Consider the following 25,388-nt stretch of genomic DNA (forward strand, 5'->3'; position numbering starts at 1 on the left):
TAGCCTTTTTCGTGCTTAGGGGGCTGTTTGCTTAGATCAATCCATACTGTAAGAGCCGATTGTGATCGGCAAGGAGCGAGGAGGTTGCTTTATCGGCAACGATCCGGCCTTCGGCCAACACGATAGCCCGCGGCAACACATCGGCGACGAGCGCCAGATCGTGGGTTGAGACGAGCATGGTTTGCGGCAGGGTGTGCAGCAGCTCGCTCAATTCGCGGCGAGCGCGCGGATCGAGGCCGGCTGAAGGTTCATCAAGCGCCAGCAAGTTCGGCTGCATCGCCAGCACGGTGGCCAAGGCCACCCGTTTGCGCTGGCCGAGGCTCAGCCGGTGGGGTGGGCGCTGTTCATAGCCGGTCATCCCCACTGCCTGCAACGCCTGCTGGACACGCCGGCCAACCTCTGCCGGCGCTAACCCCATATAGAGCAGCCCAAACGCAACGTCGTCAAAGACGGTTGGCGAGAAGAGCTGATCGTCAGGGTCTTGAAAGACCAATCCTACTCTGGCTCGAATCTGGCGGAGATTCTGCGCGGTGACAGGCAGGCCGTCTACCACAATGGTGCCGCTCGCTGGACGGAGGGTTCCGTTGAGATGAAGCAGAAGCGTACTCTTGCCGGCCCCATTTACCCCTAGCAACGCCACCTTTTCTCCGGCAGCGACGACGAGATCGATCCCGCGCAGCGCAGGGGTACCATCGGGGTAAGCATAGCTGAGATTGGTAATGGTGAGCATAGCCGATTGATTAGATGTAGGCGATAACGATGAGGCTCATGCAGACGATTCCGCCGCCGATCAGCGCGAGGTAATCGGTGGGCCGGAGCGGGGGCTGGGTGGTGATAACGGGCCGGCCATCGTAGCCGCGGGCCAGCATGGCGGCATAGATCCGTTCACTCCGTTCGTAGGCCCTGATGAAGAGTGTGCCCACCATGCGTCCGGTGATGGTTACGCGCCAGAACAGGTTTCGACCGACGCGCTGACCGGGGAGAGAGGCGCTGCGGCTGTCGCGCGCGCGCAGCATACGCAACGCCTCTTCTTGCAGAATGAAGAGGTAGCGATAGGCCATGCCGAGGATCAGGATCAACACCGGCGGCAGGCGGAGCGCCGCCAGCGCAGTGAGCAGCTCGCTGAAATGGGTGGTTGCGATCAGCGCGATCATGGTTTGCACCGAAAGCCATGATTTGGCCATCACTGTGGCGGCGGCCACAATACCGGCATCGGTCGCTGTGATCGCCTGACCGCCGATGGTGAATTGGATAACCGGCGCACCGGGGCGGGCCACGGCCAGCGTCAGCGCGGCGAGAGCAAATGGCCATGCGATCAGCGAGCGCCGCCAGATCGTCCACAACCCGATCCGATTCCAGCCGATCACGCACCAGAGCGCGAGGGCGGCGATGATCAGCGCATCCCATGCGCCGGCAGGCAGCCATGCCAGCGTGAAGATAAATCCCAGTGCGAGCCACGTTTTGACCCGGCCATCATACGCGGCGATTGGGCCAACCGTTGGGGTGTCAGTCATCACGAACGTGCTGGTGGTTGGGCGCGGAGCAGTCTACTCATAGCCCAGATGAGGCCAATCAGCACGGCTACGCCAACCAACCCGGCAACGACCGTTGAGAGTGGCGTCTCGCCGAGCCATGGGATGGTGTAATCAGGCAAAAGCTGGTAGGGCGCATCCGTAGCACGCGCAATGAATCCGGCATCCTCGGCGACGCGCTCAAGCCCATCCGGGTCGGGCGAAGCCAACGGCGCGAAGGCGGTCGTGATGGCGGTAATCACCACCCCAATGGCGGCAATCCGCGTCATTGCCGGGCCAGATGAAGGGGTGGATTGCAGCAGATCGGGCCGGGTGCTGACCAGAAACATAACTGCAGCAGCGGTAATCAGTCCCTCGCCGATGCCAATCACGGCATGCACGCTGAGCATCGCCGGAAAGACAATGGCTGCCGGAAGGTCAGACAACACGAGTTGGGCCGAGGTCAGGGCAGCAGCGGCCATCACCGACAGCCATCCCGCACTGGCAGCGACGATTGTGATCAAGAGCCGGTTTGCCGTCAGTACGCCATTACGAACCAACACTGGCCGTGCTAGCCAGCCGCCGATGACGGCGGTGGCGATGCCCATGTTAAAGATATTCGCCCCCATCGCCACGATGCCGCCATCTTGAAAGAGGATGGCTTGCAAGGCGATCACGCTTGTCATCACGACCATGCCTGCCCATGGCCCCAGTACAATCGCTGCAAACGCGCCGCCGAGGAGATGGCCTGACGTGCCGCCGGCAATGGGAAAGTTGATCATCTGGGCCGCAAAGATAAACGCCGCCATCACCCCCATTAAGGGAACAGCACGTTCATCGAGTGATTGGCGTACAGCCCGCGCCGCAATCCCAACTGCGATCACGGTTGGTAACCACCAAAACAAGGCCACCGGCGCATGCAAAAAGCCGTCGGGAATGTGCAAGCCAAGCGTGATTCGTTCTGCGATCCACTGCCACCACATGGTGAAGCCCTTTCAAACAACATACGGATGGCGATACGCTGGTATCGACCTAGTTAAGCTTATTATAAGCGAAGTGATGTGTTTCCGCGCCCCAAGATACGGTATAATGCCTGTGCTATGAGCGGACACTACACCATTCCAACTCGCATCCGGCTGACTGAGGCGCAACGCGACCAGCTTTACTGGCTGCTCCGCGAGCGCAGTATCGAGCTGGATGACGTTATGACCGAGCTGGTGACCGAATATCTGGCCGGCCAGCCATTGCCGCCAGCGCCGGCGCCGGTCGATCGGCAGGCGACCATTCGCGAGCAGTTGCGACTGCGCCGCAACCAATTGCGCATGTTGCGCGCCCAACTGCACGATCCGCATAACCCGCCCCCTGACTGGTTGCGGGCGATGGTGGCCGAGTTGGAAGACGAAATTACCCGGCTCGAAGTTGAATTACGCCGAGAAGAGTAGCAAGCATGGCTCGCCAACGTCTCGATACCTTGCTGGTCGAGCGTGGTCTGGCTGAGACGCGCGCGCGGGCGCAGGCAATGATTATGGCCGGGCAGGTGCTGGTCAACGGCCACGTGCAGACCAAGGCCGGCACAATGGTCGCCATCGATGCCCACATCGATGTACGCGGCGGCTTGCCCTACGTCAGTCGCGGCGGTTTCAAGCTTGCGCATGCGTTCGACCAGTTTGGGCTTGATCCATCAGGGTTGACGGCAATCGATGTTGGCGCTTCCACCGGCGGTTTTACCGACGTATTGTTGCAGCGCGGCGCGGCGCGGGTCTTTGCAGTTGATGTCGGCTATGGCATTCTCGACCATCGGCTGCGCACCGACCCGCGAGTGGTTGCGCTCGAACGCACCAATATTCGCCACTGCACCGCCCTGCCTGATAGCGTGCTGGCCGATTGCGCCGTGATCGACGTCAGCTTCATCTCGCTGCGGCTCGTCTTGCCGGCGGTGCAGCGGCTGATCACGCCAAGCGCATGGATCGTGGCGCTGATTAAGCCCCAGTTTGAAGCCGGCCCGCAACACGTGGGCAAAGGCGGTGTCGTGCGCGATCCAGCGGTGCATGCGCAAGTGATCCGCGATGTGCTAACCTTCGCTACCACCAAGCAGCTCAACCCCGCCGGCCTCACCCGCTCGCCGATTACCGGCCCGGCGGGGAACGTCGAATTTCTCGTCCTCTTCCATACCCATCGTCCGGCTATCGATCACCAGCGCGCCATTGCAGCCTGCGTCGAAGGAGGCGCGTCGTCGTAGGGACACAGTCTTTTAGGACACAGCGTTGCTGTGTCCCTACGCGCTGTCACCACGTTGTCCTCCTTCTGCACACCTTTGTTTACCCGGTTTTTACCCTGAGTGAATGACTTACAACCGGCAAATGCGCGTAACGATGTTACATTTATTGCATACGTTGACATTTCAAACAATGTCAGTAGGCGTACTATGCAAGATGTAGCACACGTCGCTGAAGTTGCCCGAATCGGGCCGAATTCGATCATCCAGACCATTGCTGCCTTGCGCGAGCAGTATGGGGCCGAGACCACCGCGGCTTGGCTGCGCCGCAGTGGGCGCGGGCATTTCCTTGAAACGATGCCTGACCACATGCTGGCCGAGAGCGAATTTGGCGCGATGATCCGTGACTTGCGCGACTGGCTGGGTATGCCGGCGGCGATGCGGGTGCTCGACCGTTCGGGCGAACTCACGGCGAACTATGTGGCGACGAACCGGGTGCCGGCGCCGATCCGGCTACTCTTGCCGCGCTTGCCGGTAGGGTTGGCATTGCGCATCTTTCTGCCCGCCATTGCCAAACATGCGTGGACATTCGCCGGCAGCGGGCAATTTGGCTACACGCTACGGCCACAATGGCAGTTGACGCTGGCCAATAGTGTTGAGGCGCGTGAGGTGCAGGCCACCGAGCCGGTGTGTAGTTACTACCGGGCGGCGTTTGAAGGCTTGTTGCGACGGGTGGTGAGCGATCGGATCCGTGTGCGCGAGGTGGCATGCCGGGCCATGGGTGCGCCGCGCTGCACGTTTGCCGTATCGCGTGAGGGGTAATCCGGGGGCGTCGATTTCGTTCGTCCTCGCGTTGTTGTAGTTCAGACTTGGTCGTCAGAAAGGAAGAGAGGCCACGCATGCGGATCATGATGATCCAGCCGAACTACCATGCCGGTGGGGCTGAAATTGCTGGGAACTGGCCGCCGAGCTGGGTCGCCTACATCGGCGGCGCATTGCGCACCGCAGGCTTCAACAACCTGCGTTTCGTCGATGCGATGACGGAGGATCTGCCCAATGAGCAATTGCGCCTGATCCTGCGCCATAATCGGCCTGATGTGGTGATGGCCACAGCGATCACGCCTATGATCTACAAGGCGCAAGAGACGTTGCAGATTGCGCGTGAAGAGGCGCCGAATGCTCGGCTCATTCTTGGCGGTATTCACCCGACCTTTATGTATGGTCAGGTCTTGACCGAGGCGCCGTGGATCGACTACATTGTGCGCGGTGAGGGTGAAGAGATTATCGTCGAGTTGATGCAGTCGATTGAGGCGGGTACCGACCGGCGCGACCGGGCCAACATTAAGGGGATTGCTTACCTTGAGGACGGCAAGGTGGTGGCGACGCCGGCCCGTGATCCGATCGCCGATCTCGATAAGCTCACCCCGGATTGGAGCCTCTACGACTGGAAGCGCTATATCTATGTGCCGCTCAATGTGCGGGTGGCCGTGCCCAACTTCGCCCGCGGCTGCCCCTTCACCTGCCGCTTCTGCTCGCAGTGGAAGTTCTGGCGTCGCTATCGTGCCCGCAGCCCGCAGAAGTTTGTTGATGAGATCGAGACGCTGGTGCGCGAGCATAAGGTTGGCTTCTTCATTCTGGCTGACGAAGAGCCGACCATCAACCGCAAGAAATTCACCGCGCTCTGCGAAGAGCTGGTGCGGCGTAAGCTACCGGTTCACTGGGGCATTAACACCCGCGTGACCGACATTCTGCGTGATGAGGCGCAGTTGCCGCTCTGGCGCGCCGCCGGCTTGGTGCATATCTCGCTCGGCACTGAGGCTGCTGCGCAGATGAACCTTGACCGATTCCGCAAGCAGACCACGATCGAACAGAACAAGCGCGCGATTGAGCTGATCAAGAAGCACGGCATGGTGGCCGAGGCCCAGTTCATTATGGGCATGGAGAATGAGACGCCGGAGACGATCGAAGAGACCTATCGCTACGTGCTCGACTGGAAGCCGGATATGGCCAACTGGAATATGTACACGCCGTGGCCATTTGCCGAGCTGTTTGAAGAGCTAGGTGATCGGGTCGAGGTGCGCGATTATGCGAAGTACAACTTCGTGACACCGATTATGAAGCCTGAGCTGATGGATCGCGAAGATGTGCTCAAGGGCGTGTTGCGCAACTATGCCCGCTTCTATATGCGCAAGGCCTTCCTCGAGTATCCGTTTATCAAGGATCCGTTCAAGCGGCGTTACATGCTTGGCTGTCTGCGCGCCTTTATGAAGACCACCGTCACGCGCCGCTTCTACGACCTTGGTCGCGTCCACATGCGTGGTACCCAGCTTGAGATCGATCTCGGCTTCGATGAGTCGCGCGTGCTGACGCCGGAGCAGATCGTGGCGATGAAGCAGCGCAAGGAGATGAATGCCGATACCACCTTCGGCGGCGCTGCTCCTGGCATCGACCCCGAAGAGATCAAGATTCAGGCCGAGAATCCGCTCAACTTGCCGTTGGAAGTGGCGGTTAACGAGAACGCTAACGCGGCGACGCCGGCCAAGCCGGCGTCATAAACGGCGACTCTCACCTCTCACCTCCCCTCTCCCACCGTAAGGTGGGAGAGGGGTTGTTATTTCGCGTGCGGAGGATGTGGCTCTCACTCCCAGCCTTGCGGGGGTAGGTTTACCGCAGAGGACGCGGCGGATAATCACCATCCAAAAACCTTTGCGCTCTTCGCGTGCTTTGCGGCTTTGCATTGAGCATCTTTGCGCCTTTGTGCGCGTTGCGGCTTTGCGTTGACGCCCGTACCCCCGGCCCCCGCTCCCACCAGACGGCGGGAGCGGGGGAGCTGTGTGATTTCGACCATCACGTTGCGTATTGCGCAGATTATGCACTCCCACCAGACGGCGGGAGCGGGGGAGCTGTGTGATGGCGGGCACGGCAGGGCGGGAATCGAAACCGAACTTTATCCTTGGCCTAAGAGATCGCGCAGATCGGGGAAGGTGCTCGACCGGCGGGGTTGGGTGATCTGTTCGGCGTAGGCGCTGAGTTCGCGGATATGGTGCAAGATGCGCTGAATCTCTTCCTCGTTGTCGAGTTCGCGCAGCCGTTCGTTGTACCGGTGGATGCGAGCCATGACCTGCGCTTTGCGCAAGATGCGGGCGCACTGTTCGGCTTCGTGGCGGTAGCGCACGTCGTCGGGCCGGCGGTTGAGGGTAGCGATCAATGCTTTGGCTTCGCTGGTAAGTGGTTCGCCGAGGGTTTCCACCCACGCCTGCAAACTCTCGGCATCGGTGGGGCGCAGTTCGAGCGGGGTAGCGAGGTAAGCACGCCAAATCGCTTGGTGGAGCGGCTCTTCAAGCAGGTCTTCCAAGCCGGCCCCGAACAGTTCGCCTGCTTCGCGCCGGCGGGCGTTGTACTCTTCCAGCAGCTTTTCAATCGCAACATTGACGCTGGGGTAGCGTAGCGCCAGCGCCAGCAGGTAGGCTTCGGTCTTGCGGCGACGTTCGTCAAGCGGCGAGGCTGCCACCGGCGCCGGTGCTGGTGGCGGCGGCGGTGACGGGTTAGTGCGGCGCGCGCGCTCGTTGCGCCGGGCCGGCTGCACCCGTGCCCGCAGCAGATCAACGATTAGTTCGCTGCGCATGCCGGTGAGCTGCTCGACACGAGCCACGTAGACGCGCTGGGCCGCGCCGTCGAGTTCGCTCAGCAGCGGGATGATTCGCTCAAGCGCCAGCCGTTGTTGGCCCGGATCGTGCATGTCGAGGCCGGCGGTGTAGGCTTCGAGGTAAAAGTCCATCACCGGGGCGGCTTGCTCGACCAACTGCTGCCAGAGCGCGGGGTCGGCGGCGATCACCTCGTCGGGATCGCGCCCTGCCGGCAAGCGGATGATGCGGATGGTGACATCGTTTTCGAGCCGCACAATGCCTTGGGCGGTCGTCACCATGCGCCCCTCGCCCTCTTCTTCGGTGGCAGTGCGGATGGTTTCGAGACCGCGCAACGTCGCCTTCTGGCCGGCAGCATCGGCGTCGAGCGCCAGATAGACGGTGTCGGTTAGGCGTTTGAGCTGGTTGATGTGGGCTTTGCTCAGCGCGGTGCCGAGCGGCGCCACGACGTTGCGGAAACCGTGCTGGTGAGCGGTGATCACATCAACGTACCCTTCAACCACAATCGCGCGGTTGGCGGTGCGGATGGCGTCGCGGGCCAGATCAAGCCCGTACAGCACCTCACTCTTCTTGAAAAGCGGGGTCTCTGGCGTATTGAGATACTTGGGTTGGGCGTCACCCAACGCGCGCCCGCCAAAGCCAATCACCTCGCCGCGTACATTGCGGATAGGGAAGATAAGGCGGTGGCGGAAGCGGTCATAGGGGCCGCGCTCGCCGGGGATGGCGAGGCCGGCGGCGATGATGTCTTCGACGCTGTAGCCCTTTTTGTCGTGCAGATAGGTAAAGAGGTGGCCCCGGTCGTCGAGGCTATACCCGATCTGGAAGGCGTCAATTGCCTCTTGGTTGATCCCGCGGCGAGCAATATATTCGCGACCGGGAGCGCCACGGCTGAGGTTGAGCAGCACATAATTGAAGTAGCGGGCAGCGACGCCGTTGATCTCGATCAGCCGTGCCCGGCGCGCATCTTCTTGGCGTTGGGCATCATTTTTGGGTTCGAGCCGGATGCCGGCCCGTTCGGCCAGTAGCTCTAAGGCCCCTTTGAAATCGAGACCCTGTTTGCGCATGACGAAATCGAAGGCCGTGCCAGAGGCGTGGCAACCAAAGCAGTAGAAGCTCTGGGTGTCGGGGTAGACGTGGAAGGCAGGGGTGCGGCTGTTGGGGTGAAATGGGCAAAAACCGACGAAACTGCGCCCGCTGCGCCGCAGCCCCCCCCCCATCGAATTGATGAGGTCAACGATGTCGATGTTGGCTTTGATTTCGTCGATGACGTTCATGGTGTGAATGCCGTTACCCGCCCCACGTGCGCGGGATGAATATCCGTTTGAATACGGCTAATGCGTAGCGGTCGGTCATGCCGGCGATATAATCAATGACCGCCTGTTCAACCGGCTCGCCCCGCCGTTCCGTAATCGCCAGCAGTTCGGCGGGCAGCTCTTCGGGATGGCGCATAAAATGGGTGTAGAGCGTTTCAATTATGAAACGTACCTTCTCATCTTCCACTTTTGCCTCTGACCGCCAGTAGACGTTTTGGTAGAGAAAATCGCGCAGCTTATTGGTGGCGGCCAAGATGGGCGGACTCATCGAGATCAAGGGCGGGTCGGGAGGTACGCCTTCGCCGGTTGCCCACCAGTTATGCTCGATCAGATCGCTGACCATAGTGGCAAGGCGGTTGCTATGGCTGTCGCCGAGCAGCTCGATGCAATCGGCTGGCAAATCTTCGGCCCGCAGAATGCCGGCGCGAATGGCGTCGTCGATGTCGTGGTTGATGTAGGCAACGCTATCGCAGAGTTTGATAATCTGGCCTTCAAGGGTGCTGGCAGTGCCCCACGCTTTGGCGGTGATGTCGCGCCGCCCTTTAGAGTGCATATAGATGCCTTCACGCACGGCGTAAGTAAGGTTCATCCCTTCGCCATGCTGTTCCAGCACTTCGACGATCCGGCGCGATTGCTCGTTGTGGCGAAAGTGGCTGGAACAGATCCGGCTGAGCGCCGTTTCGCCGGCGTGGCCGAATGGCGCGTGACCAATATCGTGGCCGAGACCGATCGCCTCGGTCAGGTCTTCGTTGAGGCGCAACGCGCGAGCGACGGTGCGCGCAACCTGCGTGACTTCCAGCGTATGGGTGAGCCGGGTGCGGTAGTGATCGCCCAAGGGGGCGATAAAGACTTGGGTTTTGTGTTTGAGCCGGCGAAACGGTTTCGAGTGCAAGATGCGGTCACGGTCGCGTTGGTAAGCGGTGCGGATCGGGCAGGGCGGTTCGGGCCGGTCACGCACGGCATCGGCGCTCTTGGCCGCGTATGGCGAGAGGATTTGCGCTTCGAGCGCTTCACGCATTTCACGCATCGAAGGCCGGGTCATACGTAGGCTCCATTGGTGTGGTTTGGCAGGACACAGCACTGCTGTGTCCCTACTTTACCACACGTTGCGTCTGAGGTTAGCGTTACTCTTGCACCGCTTTTGTGCGCAATTCGGTCGAAGAGATGTCACGCCGGAAGAGGTGTTCGGGCACCGGGATGAAGAGCGATTCGTACCCCGCTGGCAAAGTCAGATCGGCGAGCGTATAAAACCGCCCGTCAATCTGTCTGCCTGCGACGAAGAAGCGACAGTTGGCGGCGGCAATGGCGGCGAAGGCGGCGGCCATTGCCTCGGCGCTGCCATAATAGCGCGGATCGACGAGCCGCAAGGCCGTATCGTAGCCGAGCACGAAGGCGCGTCCGGGGTAGAGACGCGCCTTCTGCACAAAGAGTGGCACAGCAGCGAGGATGACATAATGTTGGCCGCGGAATTGGGCAACGCGCCGTTCAATCTCGGCCAGCGGCAACTCGCCTTTGTCGGCGTTGCGCACCGTCAGCTCGAAATGCACCGGCTGGCCGGTCATCACCACCACTGCCCGCTGCAAGCCGAGATGTCCCGCATGCAGTGGGTTAAAGCTGCCGGGAAAGATCGATCCCGGCGGAGGATCGTCGGGGCGCAATGCGCCATCAGGCGTGATTGTCAACGACGCGATCCGCCCTCTCAAGAGATCGGCCAATTCGGCGGCATGGATCATGCCTCTTCCCCTACGTACTCTTCCACGCGCAACGAGACCACCCGCGAAGCGCCATCGTCGCCCATACTCACCCCGTAGAGCGTGTCGGCTACTTCAATCGTACCACGATTGTGGGTGATCACGATAAATTGGGTGCGATCGGTCAGGCGCTGCAACATCTCACGAAACCGGCCCACATTGCTCTCATCGAGTGCGGCGTCGGTTTCGTCGAAAATACAAAATGGGCTCGGATTGACCTTCAAAATCGCGAAGAGCAACGCTACTGCGGTCAAGGTGCGTTCGCCTCCAGAGAGCAGGGCGATGTTTTGCGGACGTTTGCCCGGCGGGCGAGCGATAATCTCGACGCCTTGCTGCGGGCGTTTGCCATTGCTCTCGCTGCCATCGGGATCGGTGTCGATCAGTTCGAGGCGGGCGCTGCCGCCGCCGAACAGTTCTTGGAAGGTGGCGCTGAATTCGGTGGCGACGGCGTGAAAGGTGTGCTGGAAGCGGTCGTTCATTGCGCCGTCGAGTTCATTAATCAGTTGGTGCAGAGTCGCGCTGGCGGCGCGCAGATCATCGGCTTGCGCAGTGAGGAAGGCATAGCGGTTGTTGGCCTCTTCATACTCTTCCAGCGCCAGCGGGTTGACCACGCCGAGGCGAATGATACGAGCGCGTAAGGCTTCAATCGCTGCCGGCAGTTCGGCCAGCGGCGGGCTATCACCGGCGGGAGGCGGTGCGGTGAGGTCAACGCCATCGGCGACGGCCCGCTCGAAGAGGGTTTCGAGGCGGTCGGCGGCGCGTTGCGCTTCGCGGGCCAGCCGGCTATGATCGGCTTCGGCGGCCAACAGATCGGCGGTAGTCTGCGCTTCAGCGGCTTCGAGGCGGGCCAATTCGGCTTCAGCGGAGGCCAATTCGGTTTCCGCCGGCGCAATCTGCGCCTGCACGTCGTGCAGTTCGGCCAGCAATTGCTGTTGGCGGGCCAGTGCCGTTGCATACACCGTTTCGCGCTGGGTACGCTCGTCGCGCAATGCCTGTAGCGCGGCTTCCAGCTCGCTTTGTTGGTGGGCGAGGTTAGTGAGTGTGCGTTCGTGACCGGCAAGCACTTCGGCCAGCATGTGCTGCCGGCTCTCGGCGGCGCTGAGCGCAGCGCGCAGGTTAGCCAACCGCTCTTGGCCGGCGCGATCGGCGCTGGCCTGCTGCTCTTGCCGTTCGCGCACCGCAGCGAGGGCTCCTTCAGCGGCGGCGCGTTCGGCGCGCAAACTGGTTTGGTGTTCGTGCAACCTAGCCAACTGCTCGGCCAGCGTGGCCAACTCTTGCCCTAGCCGCTCTTGTTGCGCTATCACCCATTGTTGTTCCTGTTCCACCTGCCGGGTGCGGCGTTGGGCCTGATCGAACGCATTGCGGGCCGCTTCGCGCCGGTGCTGCGCTTCCCGTTCGGCATGCTCGGCGCTGCGCAGGCGGGTAGTGGCGGCCTGCAGCTCTTGGTCGAGCGCGCCCCGCTGCCGGTCAATCGCCTCAAGCGCGACTCGTGCCGCCGTAACCTGTGCGGGCAGTTCGCGCAGCTCGCGTTCGCGGCGCAACGCACCGCTCTCGCGGGTAGGCGCGCCGCCGGTGACAGCGCCGCCGCTCTGCACCTGATCGCCGGCCAACGTCACAATCGTCCAGCCGGGAGGCAAGTGGCGCAACTCGGCGCGGGCCGTCGCCAAATCGGCAACAACCAGTGTGCGGCCCAGCAACTGTTCGACCACCACCGCGTAGTGCGGATCGTACTCGACCAGCTCGGCGGCGACGCCGATGACCTGCGCCGAGAAGGCGGGGCGGCGGGCATCGCCGCTGGGCCGGCGCAGCGTATCGAGCGGCAAGAAGGTGGCCCGGCCTACGCCGGTACGGCGCAATTCGGCAATCGCCTCTTCGGCGTCGCGCCACTGCTCGACCACGATATGTTGCAGGCGCGCGCCAAGGGCAACTTCGATCGCGGTTTCCAATTCGGCGGGCACACGGATGATCTGCTGCACCAGTGTAAAGCCGGCGCGCCCGTTGCGTTCGGCCCATTCCAGTGCGGCCTTAACGCCGGTAAACGCGCCAGCGTGCGAGCGAGCAAGGCGGGTGAGCGCCTCAAGGCGGGCTTCGCGTTCGGCCAGTGTGTGGCGGCGAGTGGCGCGCTCTTCGTCGGCAGCGGCGCGGGCGGCGCGCAGGCGGTCGAGTTCTTGACGCGCGGCTTGCACCGCCGCTGTGCTTTCCTGATACGCTTGTTCAGCATTGATCAGCGCGGCTTGCGCTTCAGCCACCGCGGCTTGGGCCGCGCCGGTCGTGCCGGCAGCCTGTGCCAAAGCGGCGGCCAAGCGTTCGCTTTCGGCGCACAAGCGGGCCTGTTGGGCATTCATCTGCTCGATCTGGCTCGCGACCGTCGCTTCGGCGCGGGCAGCTTGCAACGCGCGCTCTTGAGCAGTCTTGAGTTCGGCAGCTAAGCTGGTGCGCGCATGGTCGTCAGCCTGCCGTTCACGTTCGGCCAGCGCCAGATCGTGCCGCGCTGCCGCCACCTCTTGCGCGGCCTGCGCAGCCTCGGCAGCCACGCGATCTCGTTCTTGCCCGGCCAACCGCTGCTGTTCCGCCAGCGCAGTCATCTGCCGCTCAAGCTCGTCGTGGCGGCGCACGGCAGCGACGATTCGCTCATGCTCAACCGCCAGCTCGCGTTGCAAGGTCTCGGCTTGGTGGTGCAGCGCCGACGCCTGATGGTGCAACGCCCCTAGCGCCTCGCGCCGTTCACGCAACGCGGCCCGGCGGGCCTGCACCGTCGCTGCCGTTTCAGCCTGCACCGCGCGCCGGCGAGCCAGATCGTCATCGGCCTGTTGCGCCTGTGCTTGGGCCTGTTGGGTATAGGCTTGTGCCTCGCGCCACTGGGCATGGTGCCAATGGGTCAACAGCGTCTGCAACTCGGCTTGCCACTCGCGGTACTGGCGGGCTTGGCCAGCCTGCCGGCGCAACGCGCGCAAGCGCGGTTCCAGCTCGGCCAGCACATCGGCCACGCGCTGCAAATTGGTCTCGCTCTCGCGCAGACGGCGGAGGGCCTCGGCCTTGCGCAGCTCATAGCCGCCAATTTCCGCCGCATCTTCAAACAGGCGGCGGCGCTCGGCGGGGCGCAGGGTCAGGGCAGCGTCAACCAACCCCTGATTGATAATCGTATACGAACCGCCGAGCGGCTCGATGGCAGTTAGCAAATCGCGCAGACGGACGCGGGCGCGGTTGATGAAATACTCATTCTCGCCGGTGCGAGTGACGCGGCGGGTAATTGTCACCTCATCGAAATCGAGCGGCAGCAAGCGGTCGGCATTGTCAATTGTCAGCGCGACTTCGGCCAGACCAGCGGGCGGGCGGCGGCCACCGCCGGCAAACAGCAGCTCGCTGGCCTGCTTGCAGCGCAACGCCGCCATACTCTGCTCGCCGAGCACCCAACGCACTGCGTCGGCCAAGTTCGATTTACCGCTGCCATTTGGGCCGACAACAGCGGTTATCCCCGGTGGAAACTCGAAGACGGTGCGGGAAGCGAAAGTTTTGAAGCCTTGAATTTCGAGACGTTTGAGATACATCTGGCCTCATCGTAACGACAGGAACGCAGGCGAGCGTTCTCTGTTTCCTCACTCGCGATGCGACTGCCAAGCGCACCGGCCCATCATTGTACCCCAGACCGGCGCAGCGGTAAAGCGAAAACCTGCTTGATCGGCCTCTTATGAGCGGCTATAATACAGCGTGCAAGTAAAATGCAACGGTCCTGAACTGCTTAACGACCAAGCGAGCATAATTGTCCGGCGGGCAATCAACCAATTCCCGCGCAAGGCGCATCGCCGGCCCAGCCCGACGGCGCGCAATGGTGACCAGATCCATGCGAGAGCGAGTCTATCGCAGTGAAGCGGTGATCCTTCGCCGCAGCGATGTAGCCGAAGCCGATCGCCTGTTACTCATTGCCACGCCAACCGGGAAACGGTGGGTTATCGCCAAAGGCGCGCGTAAGATGAAGAGCCGGCTCGCGGGCCATATCGAACTCTTCACCCACGCGCAGATGATGCTTGCCGTCGGGCGCAATCTTGATATTGTCACTCAGAGCCAGATTGTGAACGCCTTTCCGGTGCTGCGCACCGACTTGACACGCCTTGGGTGCGGCTATTACGTCGCCGAATTGTACGACCGCCTCACCACTGAGGCCGAGGAGAGTCCGCCGCTGTTCCATTTGTTAGTCGAGACGCTGGGATCGCTCGATCGCAGTCCTCTGCCCGAGCTCGCGCTACGCAGTTTCGAGCTGCATTTACTGCACTTGCTTGGGTATCGCCCGCAACTCCACCGGTGTTTGGTGTGTGACGAACTATTGACTCCTGAAGCTGATCGCTATAGTCCGGCCCTCGGTGGCGTGCTCTGCCCGCGTGATCGAGCGGCTGACCCGGCTGCCTTGCCGATGAGCGAAGCAACCTTTCGTCTCTTGCGATACCTTCAGGCCCAACCGGTCGCCGCCAACGAAGAATTGCGCATCTCGGCAGCGACGCGCCGGGAAGCAGCCGAGTTGCTGCGCGCCAGCTTGCGCCATCTGCTTGAACGTGATCTCAAATCTGCCGATTTTCTCGATCGTCTACTTTCGTCTCGGTAGGATGATATGACCACAATGTTGCCAACCACAGAGGAGGGCGGGCCATGAACTACGTCGAAAGCCTGCTCGGGCGGGGAGAACAGATCCTATACATTGCCCGCCAGCACATTTATGTGTTGATTGTGAATATTTTGGCCGAACTCACCTTAATTGCCGTCTTGGTTGCGGCTGGCGTCGCCTCAAATATGGCGTTTCGCAATAACCCAGCGGCAATGATCGGCGGGATTAGTATCAGTAATCTGATCCTGCTGATTTGCATTGTTATCAGCATTACTGTGCTGATTAGTGGATTCATCGACTTTCTGCGCTGGAATTCTGAGCAGATCATCATTACCGACCGGCGGGTCTTGCAAGTGCGTGGTGTCTTTAATAAGCGCGTGATCGATTCATCGCTTGAAAAGATCAACGACATCGAGCTACGCCAGAGCATTTTGGGGCGCATCTTCAATTTTGGCACGATCGAAATCCTAACCGCATCAGGCAGCGAAGGTGCCAATGTGATGGATCGCATTGAAGCGCCGGTTGAATTCAAACGGATGCTGCTCGAAGCCAAGCATAACCTCGATCGCGGCTATGGCTATCTTGATACCGATGGGTACGCTCCCGGTCGCCAAGTCGGCGGGGCGATCGATATCCAGCGCACACTGGAAGAACTGGCTCGCCTCCGCGATCGCGGTATTCTTTCCCCCGAAGAGTTTGAGGCCAAGAAGCGCGATCTCTTGAGCCGGATTTAGGCGGTTGCCAAGCTGTCATTGCGAGGGGCGAGGCTCCGTGCTGGTGGAGGATGGCCTTGTCGCAGCCCGCCTGTCATTGCGAGGGTGTGGCGGCACCCAGCCAAGCGTGGTGCCGCCCGACCGAAGCAATCTCCTGCTTCGGCGCAAACGAACGCTGGGCGGAGGCGGATCTGTCATTACGAGGGGGCGTAGCCCCCGAATTCAGCGAAGGGAATGCCTGAGCGGACGGGTTCCGTGCTCGCAATAGCAATCGGAGAGCGGCGGTGCGCGATGGTAATCAGCGCGAAAAACCGTTATAATCCTTAATACGCTGAAGAACCAAACAGGTGCCGCATGTACAACGACATTGAACAGGCCCGTGCGGCGATTGCGTCGCGCCTGCGCCACATCCCGCGGGTTGGCTTGATCCTCGGTTCCGGCCTAAGTGCGCTGGCCGATGAAATGGATGATGCGGTCATTATTCCCTACCGCGACATTCCCGGTTTTCACGAGCCGAAGGTAGTTGGCCATCGCGGCGAGTTGGCGGTTGGCTTGTTGGCCGGGCAGCCAGTGGCGGTGATGCGCGGACGGTTTCACTTTTACGAAGGTTACAGCATGCAAGAGGTGACCTTCCCGGTGCGGGTGTTGCGCGTGCTCGGCTGCGATACGTTGATCGTTACCAATGCCGCCGGCGGATTGCGCTCTGACTGGCAGGTCGGCGATATTATGCGGATTAGCGACCAAATCTTTCTGCCGGGAATGGCCGGCCACCATCCGCTGCGCGGGCCGAATGATGAGCGGCTGGGGCAGCGGTTTCCGGCGATGGTAGGGGCGTTCGATAATGACCTAGTACCGCTGGCCCGCGCTGTCGCCACCGATCTTCATATGACCCTGCGCGAAGGGGTGTATTGCATGCTGAGCGGCCCGCACTTCGAGAGCGCCGCTGAGATTCGCATGGTGCGGATGTTGGGCGCTGATGCAGTGGGGATGTCTACCGCGCCAGAGATGATTGTCGCCATTCATGGCGGGATGCGGGTGCTTGGCTTTTCGCTGATTACCAATCTTGCCTTGCCAGATGGCCCGCCGGCCAATCATGTCGAGGTGATCGAAGCCGGTGAGGCGGCCAAGCCGCGGTTTGCGGCGTTGTTGCGCGGTATTTTGGCGCGAATGTGAATGGGTGAAGGCGCAAAGGGGCAAAAGCGCAGAGGATGATAAACGCAAGGGCGCAAAGATTTTTAGGGAATGGGACCAGCATGCTTGTGTTCAACATGTAAAACCCTTTGCGGTCTTAGCGTTCTTCGCGTCTTTGCGTCAATATCCTTTGCACTCTTCGCGTCTTTGCGTTAAAGTCCTTCACGTTCCATGTGAGGTTGTTATGCGTACCTTGACCCCGCTGACCGAAGTGGCCGCGATCGATGAAGCGACCCGCGCCGCGTTGGCCGCCTATTGGATTACCAGCGTCGAAGAGTTGGTGGCGACGGCGCGGTCGAGTAATGTCGGCTTAGGCAGCGGGCTGGCTGCGTTGGCGCAGGCGCTGGGCCGCAGCGAAGACGAAGTGCGGGCCATGGTAATGGCGGCGCTCGATGTCGTGCCTGATGCTAGCTCGTTCAGCGTTGATGTGGCGATGGAACCGGTCGGCACTGGCGCGATCTTCGATGATTTGCCTGAGGTTGATGCCGCCGCCTTCAGCCCGCCGGTCGGTCTGCCTAGCGAAGTTCCGCCACTGGCGACCTTGCCGCCACCGGTCAGTCAAGGGCCCCGCAATACCTGCGTCGCGTTTACCATCGCGGCTATGGTGCAGACGCTGAGCAACGATCCCACCGATCTCTCCGAGCAGTTTATCTACTGGATCAGCAAAGATCGCGACCGCATTCCCGGTGATGTCGGTACGAACCCGCTAGTGGCGCTGCGCGCGGTCGCCGAACTGGGGGTGTGCCGCGAAGAGACGTGGCCGTACCGGCCTGAACCGGTTGACCATACCAATCCCGGCCACGAACGTCCGAGCGAGGTTGCCTTCCGCGAGGCCACGCAGCGCCGGATCAGCGACGTCGAGCAGTTGCCGGCCCGCGATGTCAACCAGATCAAGGCGGCGCTGGCCGCCGGCAAGCCGGTGCTGATCGGGTTGATGATCGGCGAGCATTGGACGAGCAGCGGCCAAATTCGCCGCATCGGGCGGGTGCGCCGCGCGTTGCCCGGTGAACAGCGGTTGGGTGGGCATGCGATGTGCGCCCTCGGCTACCGCGATGATCCGGCTGCCCCCGGCGGCGGCTATTTCATCGTGCGCAATTCGTGGGGCAGCGATTGGGCGAACGAGAACCCGGACGGCGCTGGCTATTGTTATGTGCCGTACCAGTTGATCTATGACGAAGGATTAGCGGCATTGGTCGCCACTGGGGTGATCATCGAGCGGCCAGAGGTGGCAACGCCGGCATTAGGCACTGCGCCAAGCGATACCTTAGCCGCTATCCTTGCCGAAGCGCAGGCCATCCGCGCCCGCCTCGACGCGCTGATCGAGCGGATCGGTACGTTAGCCGGCGGCCAGCCGCAACCATCGGCGCCGGTTGGCACAGCGCCGGCAACACCCGAACCAGCCCCGCCGCCAGTCGTCGCCGGCTACAGCGGCCCGCTCATCCTGATTGCCAACGAACAGAGCGCCGACGAACTCTACCCCAACGGGATTGATGGCCGGCGCGGCGAGCCGTTGTTGCGGATTGACGCCAAAACCGCCAGCGATCTCGCTCAGCGCAGCGAAGATCCGAAAGAGTTGCAAACTTTACATAAAACACGCGCCGAGGCCGAAGAGAAACACTTCGGTGTGGTTGCCGATATCGATCAAGAGGATTTGGCGCAAGCGCGCTGGGCACTGGTGGTTAGCGCCACCGATGACGTGCGGATTATCGAGACGCTATGGCCGCTGATCGAGCACCGCTCCCAGCAGCAAGGCATCGCGCTGCCAGCAGTCGCTTTCCGCCCCGGTGAGACCTGCGCCGAGTGGGCCAGTCGCTACGCCGACATCCGCCAGCCGTGGGAGCAGCGCGCGCCGGTGCTGGTGTGCCGTCCCAACGAGCGGGTCAATGGTTGGCTGGCCCGCCACGGCACGATGGCCGGCCCGGTCAAACCGAGCCAAGGCGTGCCGTTCTACCTGCTGATCGCGGCCCGGCCCGGCCCGCTGGCGCCGAATGATCAAGCCTTCATCAGCTTCAACTTCCAGTACGAACTCGATATCTTCTGGGGGGTGGGAAGAGTTTGTTTTACCGATGAACGCGGCCAGCACCGCTATGCCGATTACACGGCCTACGCCCAACGGCTGGTGGATTACGAGCGGCGCAAGGCCGGCGAGCTTCGCCTGCGCCGCGAGATTGTCTACTTTGGCACCCGCCACGACCTCGATAAATCGACCGATCGCAGCGCAGCCGAGCTGGTGACGCCGCTGGCCGAGTGGCACGATCGCGGTCTGCCCCAGCGGCGGGGGTATAGCAAACGGCTGTTGCTGGCTAAAGATGCTACCCGCACCAACTTCGAGCAGGCGCTGTGTGAGGGCAATCAACCGCCGGCCATCATCTTCAGCGCCACCCATGGCCTCGGTCTGCCGGCCAACGACCGCGAACTGATCCCCTACCAAGGCGCGCTAGTAACGCAAGACTGGACTGGTTTCGGCGGGATTAGACGCGAGCACTGGTTTGCCGCCGAAGACCTGCCAAGCACCCTCTCGCTCGAAGGGATGGTGGCGCTGTTGTTTGCTTGCTATGGCGCCGGTTGCCCGCAGCAAGACGAATTTATCTTCGATCCCAGCAAAGGCCGCCCGCTGATCGTCCCCTTCACCTTCGTCGCCCAACTGCCGCAGCAGATGCTGCTGCGCGGCGCGCTCGGCGTGGTCGGCCACGTTGAACGCGCGTGGACCTACGGCTTCAGCATGGATGGCGCGCGTGGCCAGACCCAGAGCTTTGAAGATGTGATCGGGCGGTTAGTGGCGGGCAAGCGGCTCGGCAGTGCGACCGATCAGTTCAACATCATTCAGGCTGCCCGTTCGATGACACTGGCCGAAGAGTTAGAGAACATCAAATTCGGCAAGCAACCCGAACCGCGCGAGTTGTCCACGCTCTGGATGGCGCGCAACGATGCTCGCAACTACATGCTGCTCGGCGACCCGGCGGCAAAGTTGGCGCTTTAATTCACCAACTCCCGCAATTCCGCCACCGAACGGGCGAGCGCCAGCGGCGCAGCCAGATAGAGGTCGCGGTAGTCGCCGTAGCCGTAGGTGACGGCGATGCACGGCATCCGGTGCGCTCGCGCGCCGGCGATGTCGTAGGTGGTGTCGCCAACCATCACGGTCCATGCCCGGTCGGCGCCCAGCCGGGGCAGCAGGGTGGCGATAACCATTGCCTTGTTGCCGTTGCGGTCGTCGGGGTCAACGGCGGCGATGGCCTCGAAGTAGGCTTGCAACCCGAAGTGAGCTAAGATCCGCTCGGTGGGGGGGCGAATCTTCGATGTGGCGACAAACAGCCGTACCCCATCGGTATGCAAATCGCGCAAGAGCTCAGGGATGCCGGGAAAGACTGTGTTCTCGAACATCCCGATCTCCCAGTAGCGTTGCCGGTAGTGGGCAACGGCCTGATCGGCCAGCGCCGGATCGCCGAGCAGTTGCTCGAATGAGGCGTGCAGCGGCGGCCCGATCCATCCGCGCAGTTCGTCATCGGGTAGCAGCGGATGGCCAATCTGCGCCAGTGCGTAGTTGACGCTGCGGGCAATGCCGGTGAAGGGGTCGGTCAACGTGCCGTCAAGATCGAATAAGATAGCGCGAAATGGTCGTTGTCTGCTCATGCAGCTAGTATACCGCAAGAGCAATGGCCGGTTTGCGCCAAGAAACGGTGTTATAATGAATATATCCGGCGTTTAGTCATCATCGTGAAGGAAGAGCGTGCTGCGGGCGAGCAGGGCGGTGTAAGGCAAGCACACAGCATGGAACGCCACTCTCGTTGCGCTAGCTATCAGTGATTGTGACCTTCGCGTCTTTACTCATCACAGAAAGGCCCCCGGCATGTTTCATTCAATGGCTGATGTGCGTGAAATGTTGGGGCGACAAAACTATATCGCCTCTGATGAGATCAGCACTGCCATCTTCCTTGCTGAACGACTAGGCAAGCCGTTGCTGGCCGAAGGCCCCGCCGGCGTTGGCAAGACCGAGCTGGCCAAAGCGTGGGCCGCGGCGCAGGGTCGTGAGCTGATCCGCCTCCAGTGCTACGAAGGTCTCGATGAGACCAAAGCGTTATACGAGTGGGAGTACGCTAAGCAGTTGCTCTATACCCAACTGCTGCGCGAGAAGTTGTCAGAGATGCTCGGCGATGCGCAGAGCCTGCGCGAAGCCGCTGACCGGCTTGCTGCCCAAGAGGATGTCTTCTTTTCTGAGCGCTTCTTGCTGCCGCGCCCGTTGTTGCGCGCGATCACGAGTGATAAGCCGGTGGTGCTGCTGATCGATGAGATCGATCGGGCTGACGCCGAGTTTGAAGCCTTCCTGCTCGAAGTGCTGAGCGATTTTCAAGTCTCGGTGCCGGAATTGGGCACGCTGAAGGCTAAGCACATCCCAACCGTTATCCTCACCTCGAACAATACGCGCGAGCTGAGCGAGGCGCTCAAGCGCCGTTGCCTCTACATTCACATCGATTACCCCGATCTCGAAGCTGAGCTGCGGGTGGTGCAGTTGAAGGTGCCTGGCCTCGCGCCCAAGCTGGCCCGCGAAGCGGTAGCCTTGGTGCAGCGCTTGCGCGCGCTCGATCTCAAGAAGCATCCCAGCGTTTCCGAGACGCTCGATTGGGCGCGGGCGCTGGTGGAGTTGAATGCCCGCCAGCTCGATAAGGCGACGCTCGATACCACGCTGAACGTGCTGCTCAAGTACGAGAGCGATTTGCAGCGGGCGCGCCGGTTGTTGCAGCAGGGTGACCGCCCCGACCGGCCAGATCGCCCCGACCGGCCTGACCGTCCGCGCGGCGGTTATCGCGGTGGCGATTGGAGCAATAATTAGCGGAGCAAGTCATGGATCGACGGATTACCGAGTTTATTGCCGGGTTGCGTGCGGCTGGCGTGCGCATCAGTGTGGCCGAGTCGGCTGATGCGTTGCGAGCGATTGAGCAGGCCGGCATTAGCGATCGCAATATCTTCCGGCTGGCGTTGCAGGCCGCCTTGATTAAAGAGCGGCAGGATCAGGCGATCTTTAACGATCTCTTTCCGCTCTACTTTGGCAAAGATGCGCCGCCGGCGATGCAGCAACCCGGCGGCGGTCAGCTCTCGCCCGAAGAGCAGCAGCAGCTCTTGCGCCAGTTACAGCAACTACTCGCCCAATTCCCACCCAGCCCGCTGGGCCAGCTCTTTCAGAGCATGATCAGCGGCCAGCCGCTCAGCAATCAGCAAATCCGCGCAATGCTGGCCAACGTCTCGCCACCGCACCTCACCAACCCGCGCTACCGCGATTGGATGGCGCGACAGGCGATGCGTGAATTGCAGATGAACCGGCTGCAGCAGATGCTGCGCCAATTGCTTGAGCAACTGCGCGAGCAAGGTATGCGCGAAGAGGCGCTGCGTGCGATCGAGCAGGCGGCGCGCGCGAATCTCGAGGCGCTTGAGCAGCAGATCGGCCAGCAAGTGGCCCAACAGATGCAAGAACAGGCGCAGGGGCAGGGGCCGCGCCAAGGTCAAGGCCGGCCTAGCGAGCGCGAGCTGCTCGACATGCCGCTCGAGCGGATTGATGAGAGTCTGTTGCCGGAGACGCGCACACTGGTGCGTAAATTGGCCGCGCGTCTGCGCACCCGGCTGGCGCTGCGCCAGCGCCGCGGCAAGACTGGCACTCTCGATGCCAAGGCAACCATCCGCACCAATCAGCGTTTTGGCGGTGTGCCTATGCTTGTGCGCCACCGCAAGCGCCATCTCAAGCCGAAGCTGGTCATCTTGTGCGACCGCAGCGTCAGCACGCAGCAGGCAATGTCGTGCATGTTGCTGATGATCTATGCGCTGCACGATCAGGTCAGCCGCACCCGCTCGTTCGCCTTCATTGATCGGCTCTACGACATGTCGCACTATTTCGCCGAATCGCGCCCCGAACAGGCGATTGCACAGGTGCTGGCCGAGATCCGGCCTACCCGTAGCTACAGCACCGATTTGGGGAATGCGTTGGGGGAATTTTGCCGCGATCAGTTGCATCTGGTCGACCGGCGCACCACGGTGATCGTGCTCGGCGATGGACGTAACAACGAGAACGAACCCAATCTGCCGGCCTTCGAGCAGATTCGCCGTCGCGCCCGCCGCATCGTCTGGTTTGCAACCGAAGAGCGGGTAAAGTGGGGAGTCTACGATCCCGGTTCGCTCAGTAGCGATATCTACAAGTATGCGCCGATGTGCGATGCTATGCATGAGGTGACGACGCTGCGCCAATTGGCGACGGCGATTGACCGGTTGTTTCTGCATCCGTAGCGGGTGATGCGCCGAGTGCTAGACTCGCTTGCACGGTGCAGGGTAAGCGTTATGATGGAGTGCGGCAGCTCGGCTGCCGCACGTTTCATGAGAGCATTGAACGCCGGCGACTTTTGTTCCGGCGCGAGATTGAGCGGTACGCTGGTTTGCGGTATCATTGCCGAGCATCTTCTTGTTCGGTACGGCTTCATAGATGGCGGTAGTTCGGTTGCCGCATGCTCCATAAAAGGAATGATACGCAATGCGGGTTGTGATTCGGGAAGTGTTGAACGTCGGCGGCTTTTTTGCCGGCGAGACGGTGACGCTGGCGGCGCAGCGATGGCCGGACGGCGGCCCAGAGCAGATAGTGACAATTGACGATGCGGCGCTCACCAATGTGATTGCGCGCCACCTGCTAGCGCCGGGGATGATCCTTGAGTTGCAGTTTGCCGGCGATCGCGTCGAGCAGGCGACCCTGCTCGGTGCGCCTGATTATGCCGCTCTACGCGCGGCGTGGCGGCAGCCGCCGATTCTGCCCTCGCCAACGCCGCGCGTGCTCAGTTTCCGCTGTCCGGCCTGCAAGGTGTGGGCGGCGGCAACCGGCGATCCGCCGGTGTGCGCGGTTTGCGGCACCGCCGTCCCCCAGAGTTAACCGATCCGGAACGTTGCCACTAATCGCCCGAACTGCAATTTTGTGCCATCCCTGATCGGGGTTGGCGTTTGCGGTTCGATCCGCGTACCGTTAACCCGCGTGTGATTGGTGCTGTTGAGATCAACAATGCTCCACTGGTTGCCGGCATGTACGATTTTGGCATGTTGGCGACTTACGCCACCCGACTCGCCGCCGTAGGGCGTCAAGTCAATTTCGGGAAAGATGTTGCTCACCGGGTCTTCGCGGCCAATCACGTACTCGTGTTTGCCCGGCTCAAGGATGATCTCGCTGCCATCGGCCAGCTCCAACCGGGCTGCCGCCGGCGGCTGGGTTGGGATGGGGGTGGCAATTGGGGTTGGGGCTGCCGGATGGGCGGCTACCGGCTCTGCAGGCGCAGCAGGCGCTGCTGCCGGCACCGGCGAGCTGCCAATCAGGGCGGCTAATTCCGCTTCAGTCTTGGCCAGTTCGGCCCGCGCCGCATCAAGACCGGCGGTGATAAACGCTGGCACGCTGCCGGCAGGGTAGCGGGCAGCCATCTGCTCGTATTGGGCAATGGTGTCGCGGTGCGCCGCTAGCAATGTCTCTAACCGGGCAACTTCGGCTGGATCGGGTCCGGCGGGGAGCGCAGCCAATTCCGCTTCAGTCTTGGCCAGTTCGGCCCGTGCCGCATCAAGACCAGCGGTGATAAACGCTGGTACGCTGCCGGCAGGGTAGCGGGTTGCCATCTGTTCGTACTGGGCGACTGTATCCCGGTGTGCAGCCAGCAATGCCTCCAGCCGGGCGCGCTCGGCTGCCAGCTCGATAGGTGTAACCGCTGGGGCGGCTGGCGCAGCCGGCGGCGTGGGTGGTTCGGCCACTGGCGGCGGTGGCGGTGCGGATGGTTCGGCCACTAGCGGCGGTGGCGGCGCGGGTGGTTCGGCTACCGGCGGCGCGATCATGGTTGGCCCTTCCGCCGGGATGGTTGGCGCAGGAGCTGCCGCTTCGCTGTCCGGTGGCGTAAGGGTGGCAACAGGCTCTGCTACCGGCGGCGGGGCGATGACGGTGGGCGCATCGGCAGTGGGCGGCGGGGTGATGACGGTGGGCGCATCGGCAGTGGGCGGCGGGGCGATGACGGTGGGCGCATCGGCAGTGGGCGGTGGGGCAAACAACCTGCTCAGGTCAGCGCCGCAATTGTCGCAGAACCGTTCACCGGGCAACACCGGATCGCCACAATCAGTGCATACCAATTGCGATGCGCTAGGGGGTGCGAGCAGGGTTGCCTGAGCGGGTGTCGCGGGCGACGCAATTGGTGTTGCCAGTAAATCAGCGCCGCAGTTGTCGCAGAACCGTTCACCGGGGAGCACCGTCGTACCGCACACTGAGCAGGATGGCGCAAGGGCGGTGGGTTGATCGGACGAGACGGCTGTGGGCGCGGGAGTGGTTGGCGCTGCGCCGGTCAAGCGGGTGCCGCATTGATCGCAGAAACGGTTCGTTGGCTCATTCTGCGCTCCACAGGAAGGACAGATGATCATAGTCGTTCCTCACCTTGGCAAGCAATCGCTCCCGAATGGCG

At 61.9% G+C, this 25,388-nt stretch carries 20 protein-coding genes; 11 read left to right on the forward strand and 9 right to left on the reverse strand.

The annotated features are described in order from the left end of the window. Positions 1–31: 31 nt before the first annotated feature. The 3 genes from U9R61_RS07875 to U9R61_RS07885 are packed head-to-tail and all read right to left on the reverse strand — an operon-like array spanning position 32 to position 2,494. Complete coding sequence (locus U9R61_RS07875) at positions 32–730, reverse strand: ABC transporter ATP-binding protein (RefSeq protein WP_322488263.1); 699 nt, start codon at positions 728–730, stop codon at positions 32–34. 10 nt (positions 731–740) lie between these two features. After that, positions 741–1,514: a cobalt ECF transporter T component CbiQ gene (gene cbiQ, locus U9R61_RS07880; protein WP_322488264.1), complete on the reverse strand. Its 774-nt coding sequence runs from the start codon at positions 1,512–1,514 to the stop codon at positions 741–743. After that, on the reverse strand, positions 1,514–2,494 hold the full coding sequence (locus U9R61_RS07885; protein WP_322488265.1) for an energy-coupling factor ABC transporter permease: 981 nt from the start codon (positions 2,492–2,494) through the stop codon (positions 1,514–1,516). The genes cbiQ and U9R61_RS07885 overlap by 1 nt, the downstream gene beginning before the upstream one ends. A gap of 117 nt (positions 2,495–2,611) precedes the next feature. Between U9R61_RS07885 and U9R61_RS07890 the strand changes: the two genes are divergently transcribed. The 4 genes from U9R61_RS07890 to bchE all read left to right on the forward strand — a co-directional run bounded on the left by U9R61_RS07890 (position 2,612) and on the right by bchE (position 6,281). Further along, positions 2,612–2,953 carry a hypothetical protein gene (locus U9R61_RS07890; protein WP_322488266.1) on the forward strand — a complete coding sequence of 114 codons (342 nt, stop codon included), beginning with the start codon at positions 2,612–2,614 and terminating at the stop codon, positions 2,951–2,953. A 5-nt stretch (positions 2,954–2,958) separates the two neighbouring features. Then, positions 2,959–3,750 carry a TlyA family RNA methyltransferase gene (locus U9R61_RS07895; protein ID WP_322488267.1) on the forward strand — a complete coding sequence of 264 codons (792 nt, stop codon included), beginning with the start codon at positions 2,959–2,961 and terminating at the stop codon, positions 3,748–3,750. A gap of 186 nt (positions 3,751–3,936) precedes the next feature. Continuing rightward, entirely contained in the window at positions 3,937–4,548 is a 612-nt protein-coding gene (gene bchJ, locus U9R61_RS07900; RefSeq protein ID WP_322488268.1) for a bacteriochlorophyll 4-vinyl reductase, read from the forward strand. A 77-nt stretch (positions 4,549–4,625) separates the two neighbouring features. Continuing rightward, complete coding sequence (gene bchE / locus U9R61_RS07905; protein WP_322488269.1) at positions 4,626–6,281, forward strand: magnesium-protoporphyrin IX monomethyl ester anaerobic oxidative cyclase; 1,656 nt, start codon at positions 4,626–4,628, stop codon at positions 6,279–6,281. A gap of 392 nt (positions 6,282–6,673) precedes the next feature. Here bchE and dnaG read toward each other — a convergent pair whose 3' ends face one another. From dnaG to smc, 4 genes are all read right to left on the reverse strand, one after another. Beyond that, positions 6,674–8,644 (reverse strand): DNA primase, encoded by a 1,971-nt coding sequence (gene dnaG / locus U9R61_RS07910; protein ID WP_322488270.1) that lies wholly within the window; start codon positions 8,642–8,644, stop codon positions 6,674–6,676. A 13-nt stretch (positions 8,645–8,657) separates the two neighbouring features. Beyond that, on the reverse strand, positions 8,658–9,725 hold the full coding sequence (locus U9R61_RS07915) for a deoxyguanosinetriphosphate triphosphohydrolase (RefSeq protein ID WP_322488271.1): 1,068 nt from the start codon (positions 9,723–9,725) through the stop codon (positions 8,658–8,660). Between the two features lie 82 nt (positions 9,726–9,807). Continuing rightward, positions 9,808–10,416, reverse strand: a complete 609-nt coding sequence (locus tag U9R61_RS07920; protein WP_322488272.1) for a hypothetical protein — start codon at positions 10,414–10,416, stop codon at positions 9,808–9,810. Continuing rightward, positions 10,413–13,982 (reverse strand): chromosome segregation protein SMC, encoded by a 3,570-nt coding sequence (gene smc / locus U9R61_RS07925; protein WP_322488273.1) that lies wholly within the window; start codon positions 13,980–13,982, stop codon positions 10,413–10,415. The genes U9R61_RS07920 and smc overlap by 4 nt, the downstream gene beginning before the upstream one ends. A 293-nt stretch (positions 13,983–14,275) precedes the next feature. Here smc and recO point away from each other — a divergent pair, with 293 nt between their 5' ends. The 4 genes from recO to U9R61_RS07945 all read left to right on the forward strand — a co-directional run bounded on the left by recO (position 14,276) and on the right by U9R61_RS07945 (position 19,915). Continuing rightward, complete coding sequence (gene recO, locus U9R61_RS07930; RefSeq protein WP_322488274.1) at positions 14,276–15,031, forward strand: DNA repair protein RecO; 756 nt, start codon at positions 14,276–14,278, stop codon at positions 15,029–15,031. Between the two features lie 44 nt (positions 15,032–15,075). Continuing rightward, positions 15,076–15,765, forward strand: a complete 690-nt coding sequence (locus U9R61_RS07935) for a PH domain-containing protein (protein ID WP_322488275.1) — start codon at positions 15,076–15,078, stop codon at positions 15,763–15,765. A gap of 333 nt (positions 15,766–16,098) precedes the next feature. Further along, positions 16,099–16,917 (forward strand): purine-nucleoside phosphorylase, encoded by an 819-nt coding sequence (locus tag U9R61_RS07940; RefSeq protein WP_322488276.1) that lies wholly within the window; start codon positions 16,099–16,101, stop codon positions 16,915–16,917. A 202-nt stretch (positions 16,918–17,119) separates the two neighbouring features. Beyond that, positions 17,120–19,915, forward strand: coding sequence for a C1 family peptidase (locus tag U9R61_RS07945; RefSeq protein ID WP_322488277.1), 2,796 nt, complete (start codon positions 17,120–17,122; stop codon positions 19,913–19,915). On the opposite strand, the gene U9R61_RS07950 is transcribed toward U9R61_RS07945, so the two are convergent. Further along, complete coding sequence (locus U9R61_RS07950; RefSeq protein WP_322488278.1) at positions 19,912–20,565, reverse strand: HAD family hydrolase; 654 nt, start codon at positions 20,563–20,565, stop codon at positions 19,912–19,914. The two genes, U9R61_RS07945 and U9R61_RS07950, sit on opposite strands and share 4 nt — an antisense overlap. A 217-nt stretch (positions 20,566–20,782) precedes the next feature. Between U9R61_RS07950 and U9R61_RS07955 the strand changes: the two genes are divergently transcribed. The 3 genes from U9R61_RS07955 (at position 20,783) to U9R61_RS07965 (ending at position 23,836) form a co-directional block, all read left to right on the forward strand. Further along, positions 20,783–21,763 carry a MoxR family ATPase gene (locus U9R61_RS07955; RefSeq protein WP_322488279.1) on the forward strand — a complete coding sequence of 327 codons (981 nt, stop codon included), beginning with the start codon at positions 20,783–20,785 and terminating at the stop codon, positions 21,761–21,763. A gap of 11 nt (positions 21,764–21,774) precedes the next feature. Further along, on the forward strand, positions 21,775–23,205 hold the full coding sequence (locus U9R61_RS07960) for a VWA domain-containing protein (RefSeq protein WP_322488280.1): 1,431 nt from the start codon (positions 21,775–21,777) through the stop codon (positions 23,203–23,205). 241 nt (positions 23,206–23,446) lie between these two features. Next, the gene (locus U9R61_RS07965; RefSeq protein WP_322488281.1) at positions 23,447–23,836 is read left to right on the forward strand and encodes a hypothetical protein; all 390 of its coding nucleotides are present in this window, start codon (positions 23,447–23,449) and stop codon (positions 23,834–23,836) included. Here U9R61_RS07965 and U9R61_RS07970 read toward each other — a convergent pair. Then, on the reverse strand, positions 23,833–25,347 hold the full coding sequence (locus tag U9R61_RS07970) for a zinc-ribbon domain-containing protein (RefSeq protein WP_322488282.1): 1,515 nt from the start codon (positions 25,345–25,347) through the stop codon (positions 23,833–23,835). The genes U9R61_RS07965 and U9R61_RS07970 overlap by 4 nt on opposite strands. Positions 25,348–25,388: the final 41 nt, after the last annotated feature.

This window comes from Chloroflexus sp. (assembly GCF_034431535.1).
Lineage (GTDB): Bacteria > Chloroflexota > Chloroflexia > Chloroflexales > Chloroflexaceae > Chloroflexus.

Excerpts from the sequence above, each read along its gene's own strand:
- U9R61_RS07920 (WP_322488272.1), bottom strand. The coding sequence starts at position 10,416 with ATGATCCATGCCGCCGAATTGGCCGATCTCTTGAGAGGGCGGATCGCG.
- U9R61_RS07875 (WP_322488263.1), bottom strand. The coding sequence starts at position 730 with ATGCTCACCATTACCAATCTCAGCTATGCTTACCCCGATGGTACCCCT.
- U9R61_RS07935 (WP_322488275.1), top strand. The coding sequence starts at position 15,076 with ATGAACTACGTCGAAAGCCTGCTCGGGCGGGGAGAACAGATCCTATAC.
- U9R61_RS07955 (WP_322488279.1), top strand. The coding sequence starts at position 20,783 with ATGTTTCATTCAATGGCTGATGTGCGTGAAATGTTGGGGCGACAAAAC.
- U9R61_RS07895 (WP_322488267.1), top strand. The coding sequence starts at position 2,959 with ATGGCTCGCCAACGTCTCGATACCTTGCTGGTCGAGCGTGGTCTGGCT.
- U9R61_RS07940 (WP_322488276.1), top strand. The coding sequence starts at position 16,099 with ATGTACAACGACATTGAACAGGCCCGTGCGGCGATTGCGTCGCGCCTG.
- U9R61_RS07915 (WP_322488271.1), bottom strand. The coding sequence starts at position 9,725 with ATGACCCGGCCTTCGATGCGTGAAATGCGTGAAGCGCTCGAAGCGCAA.
- smc (WP_322488273.1), bottom strand. The coding sequence starts at position 13,982 with ATGTATCTCAAACGTCTCGAAATTCAAGGCTTCAAAACTTTCGCTTCC.
- bchJ (WP_322488268.1), top strand. The coding sequence starts at position 3,937 with ATGCAAGATGTAGCACACGTCGCTGAAGTTGCCCGAATCGGGCCGAAT.
- U9R61_RS07960 (WP_322488280.1), top strand. The coding sequence starts at position 21,775 with ATGGATCGACGGATTACCGAGTTTATTGCCGGGTTGCGTGCGGCTGGC.
- U9R61_RS07890 (WP_322488266.1), top strand. The coding sequence starts at position 2,612 with ATGAGCGGACACTACACCATTCCAACTCGCATCCGGCTGACTGAGGCG.
- cbiQ (WP_322488264.1), bottom strand. The coding sequence starts at position 1,514 with ATGACTGACACCCCAACGGTTGGCCCAATCGCCGCGTATGATGGCCGG.
- dnaG (WP_322488270.1), bottom strand. The coding sequence starts at position 8,644 with ATGAACGTCATCGACGAAATCAAAGCCAACATCGACATCGTTGACCTC.
- U9R61_RS07965 (WP_322488281.1), top strand. The coding sequence starts at position 23,447 with ATGCGGGTTGTGATTCGGGAAGTGTTGAACGTCGGCGGCTTTTTTGCC.
- U9R61_RS07970 (WP_322488282.1), bottom strand. The coding sequence starts at position 25,347 with ATGATCATCTGTCCTTCCTGTGGAGCGCAGAATGAGCCAACGAACCGT.
- recO (WP_322488274.1), top strand. The coding sequence starts at position 14,276 with ATGCGAGAGCGAGTCTATCGCAGTGAAGCGGTGATCCTTCGCCGCAGC.
- U9R61_RS07885 (WP_322488265.1), bottom strand. The coding sequence starts at position 2,494 with ATGTGGTGGCAGTGGATCGCAGAACGAATCACGCTTGGCTTGCACATT.
- bchE (WP_322488269.1), top strand. The coding sequence starts at position 4,626 with ATGCGGATCATGATGATCCAGCCGAACTACCATGCCGGTGGGGCTGAA.
- U9R61_RS07950 (WP_322488278.1), bottom strand. The coding sequence starts at position 20,565 with ATGAGCAGACAACGACCATTTCGCGCTATCTTATTCGATCTTGACGGC.
- U9R61_RS07945 (WP_322488277.1), top strand. The coding sequence starts at position 17,120 with ATGCGTACCTTGACCCCGCTGACCGAAGTGGCCGCGATCGATGAAGCG.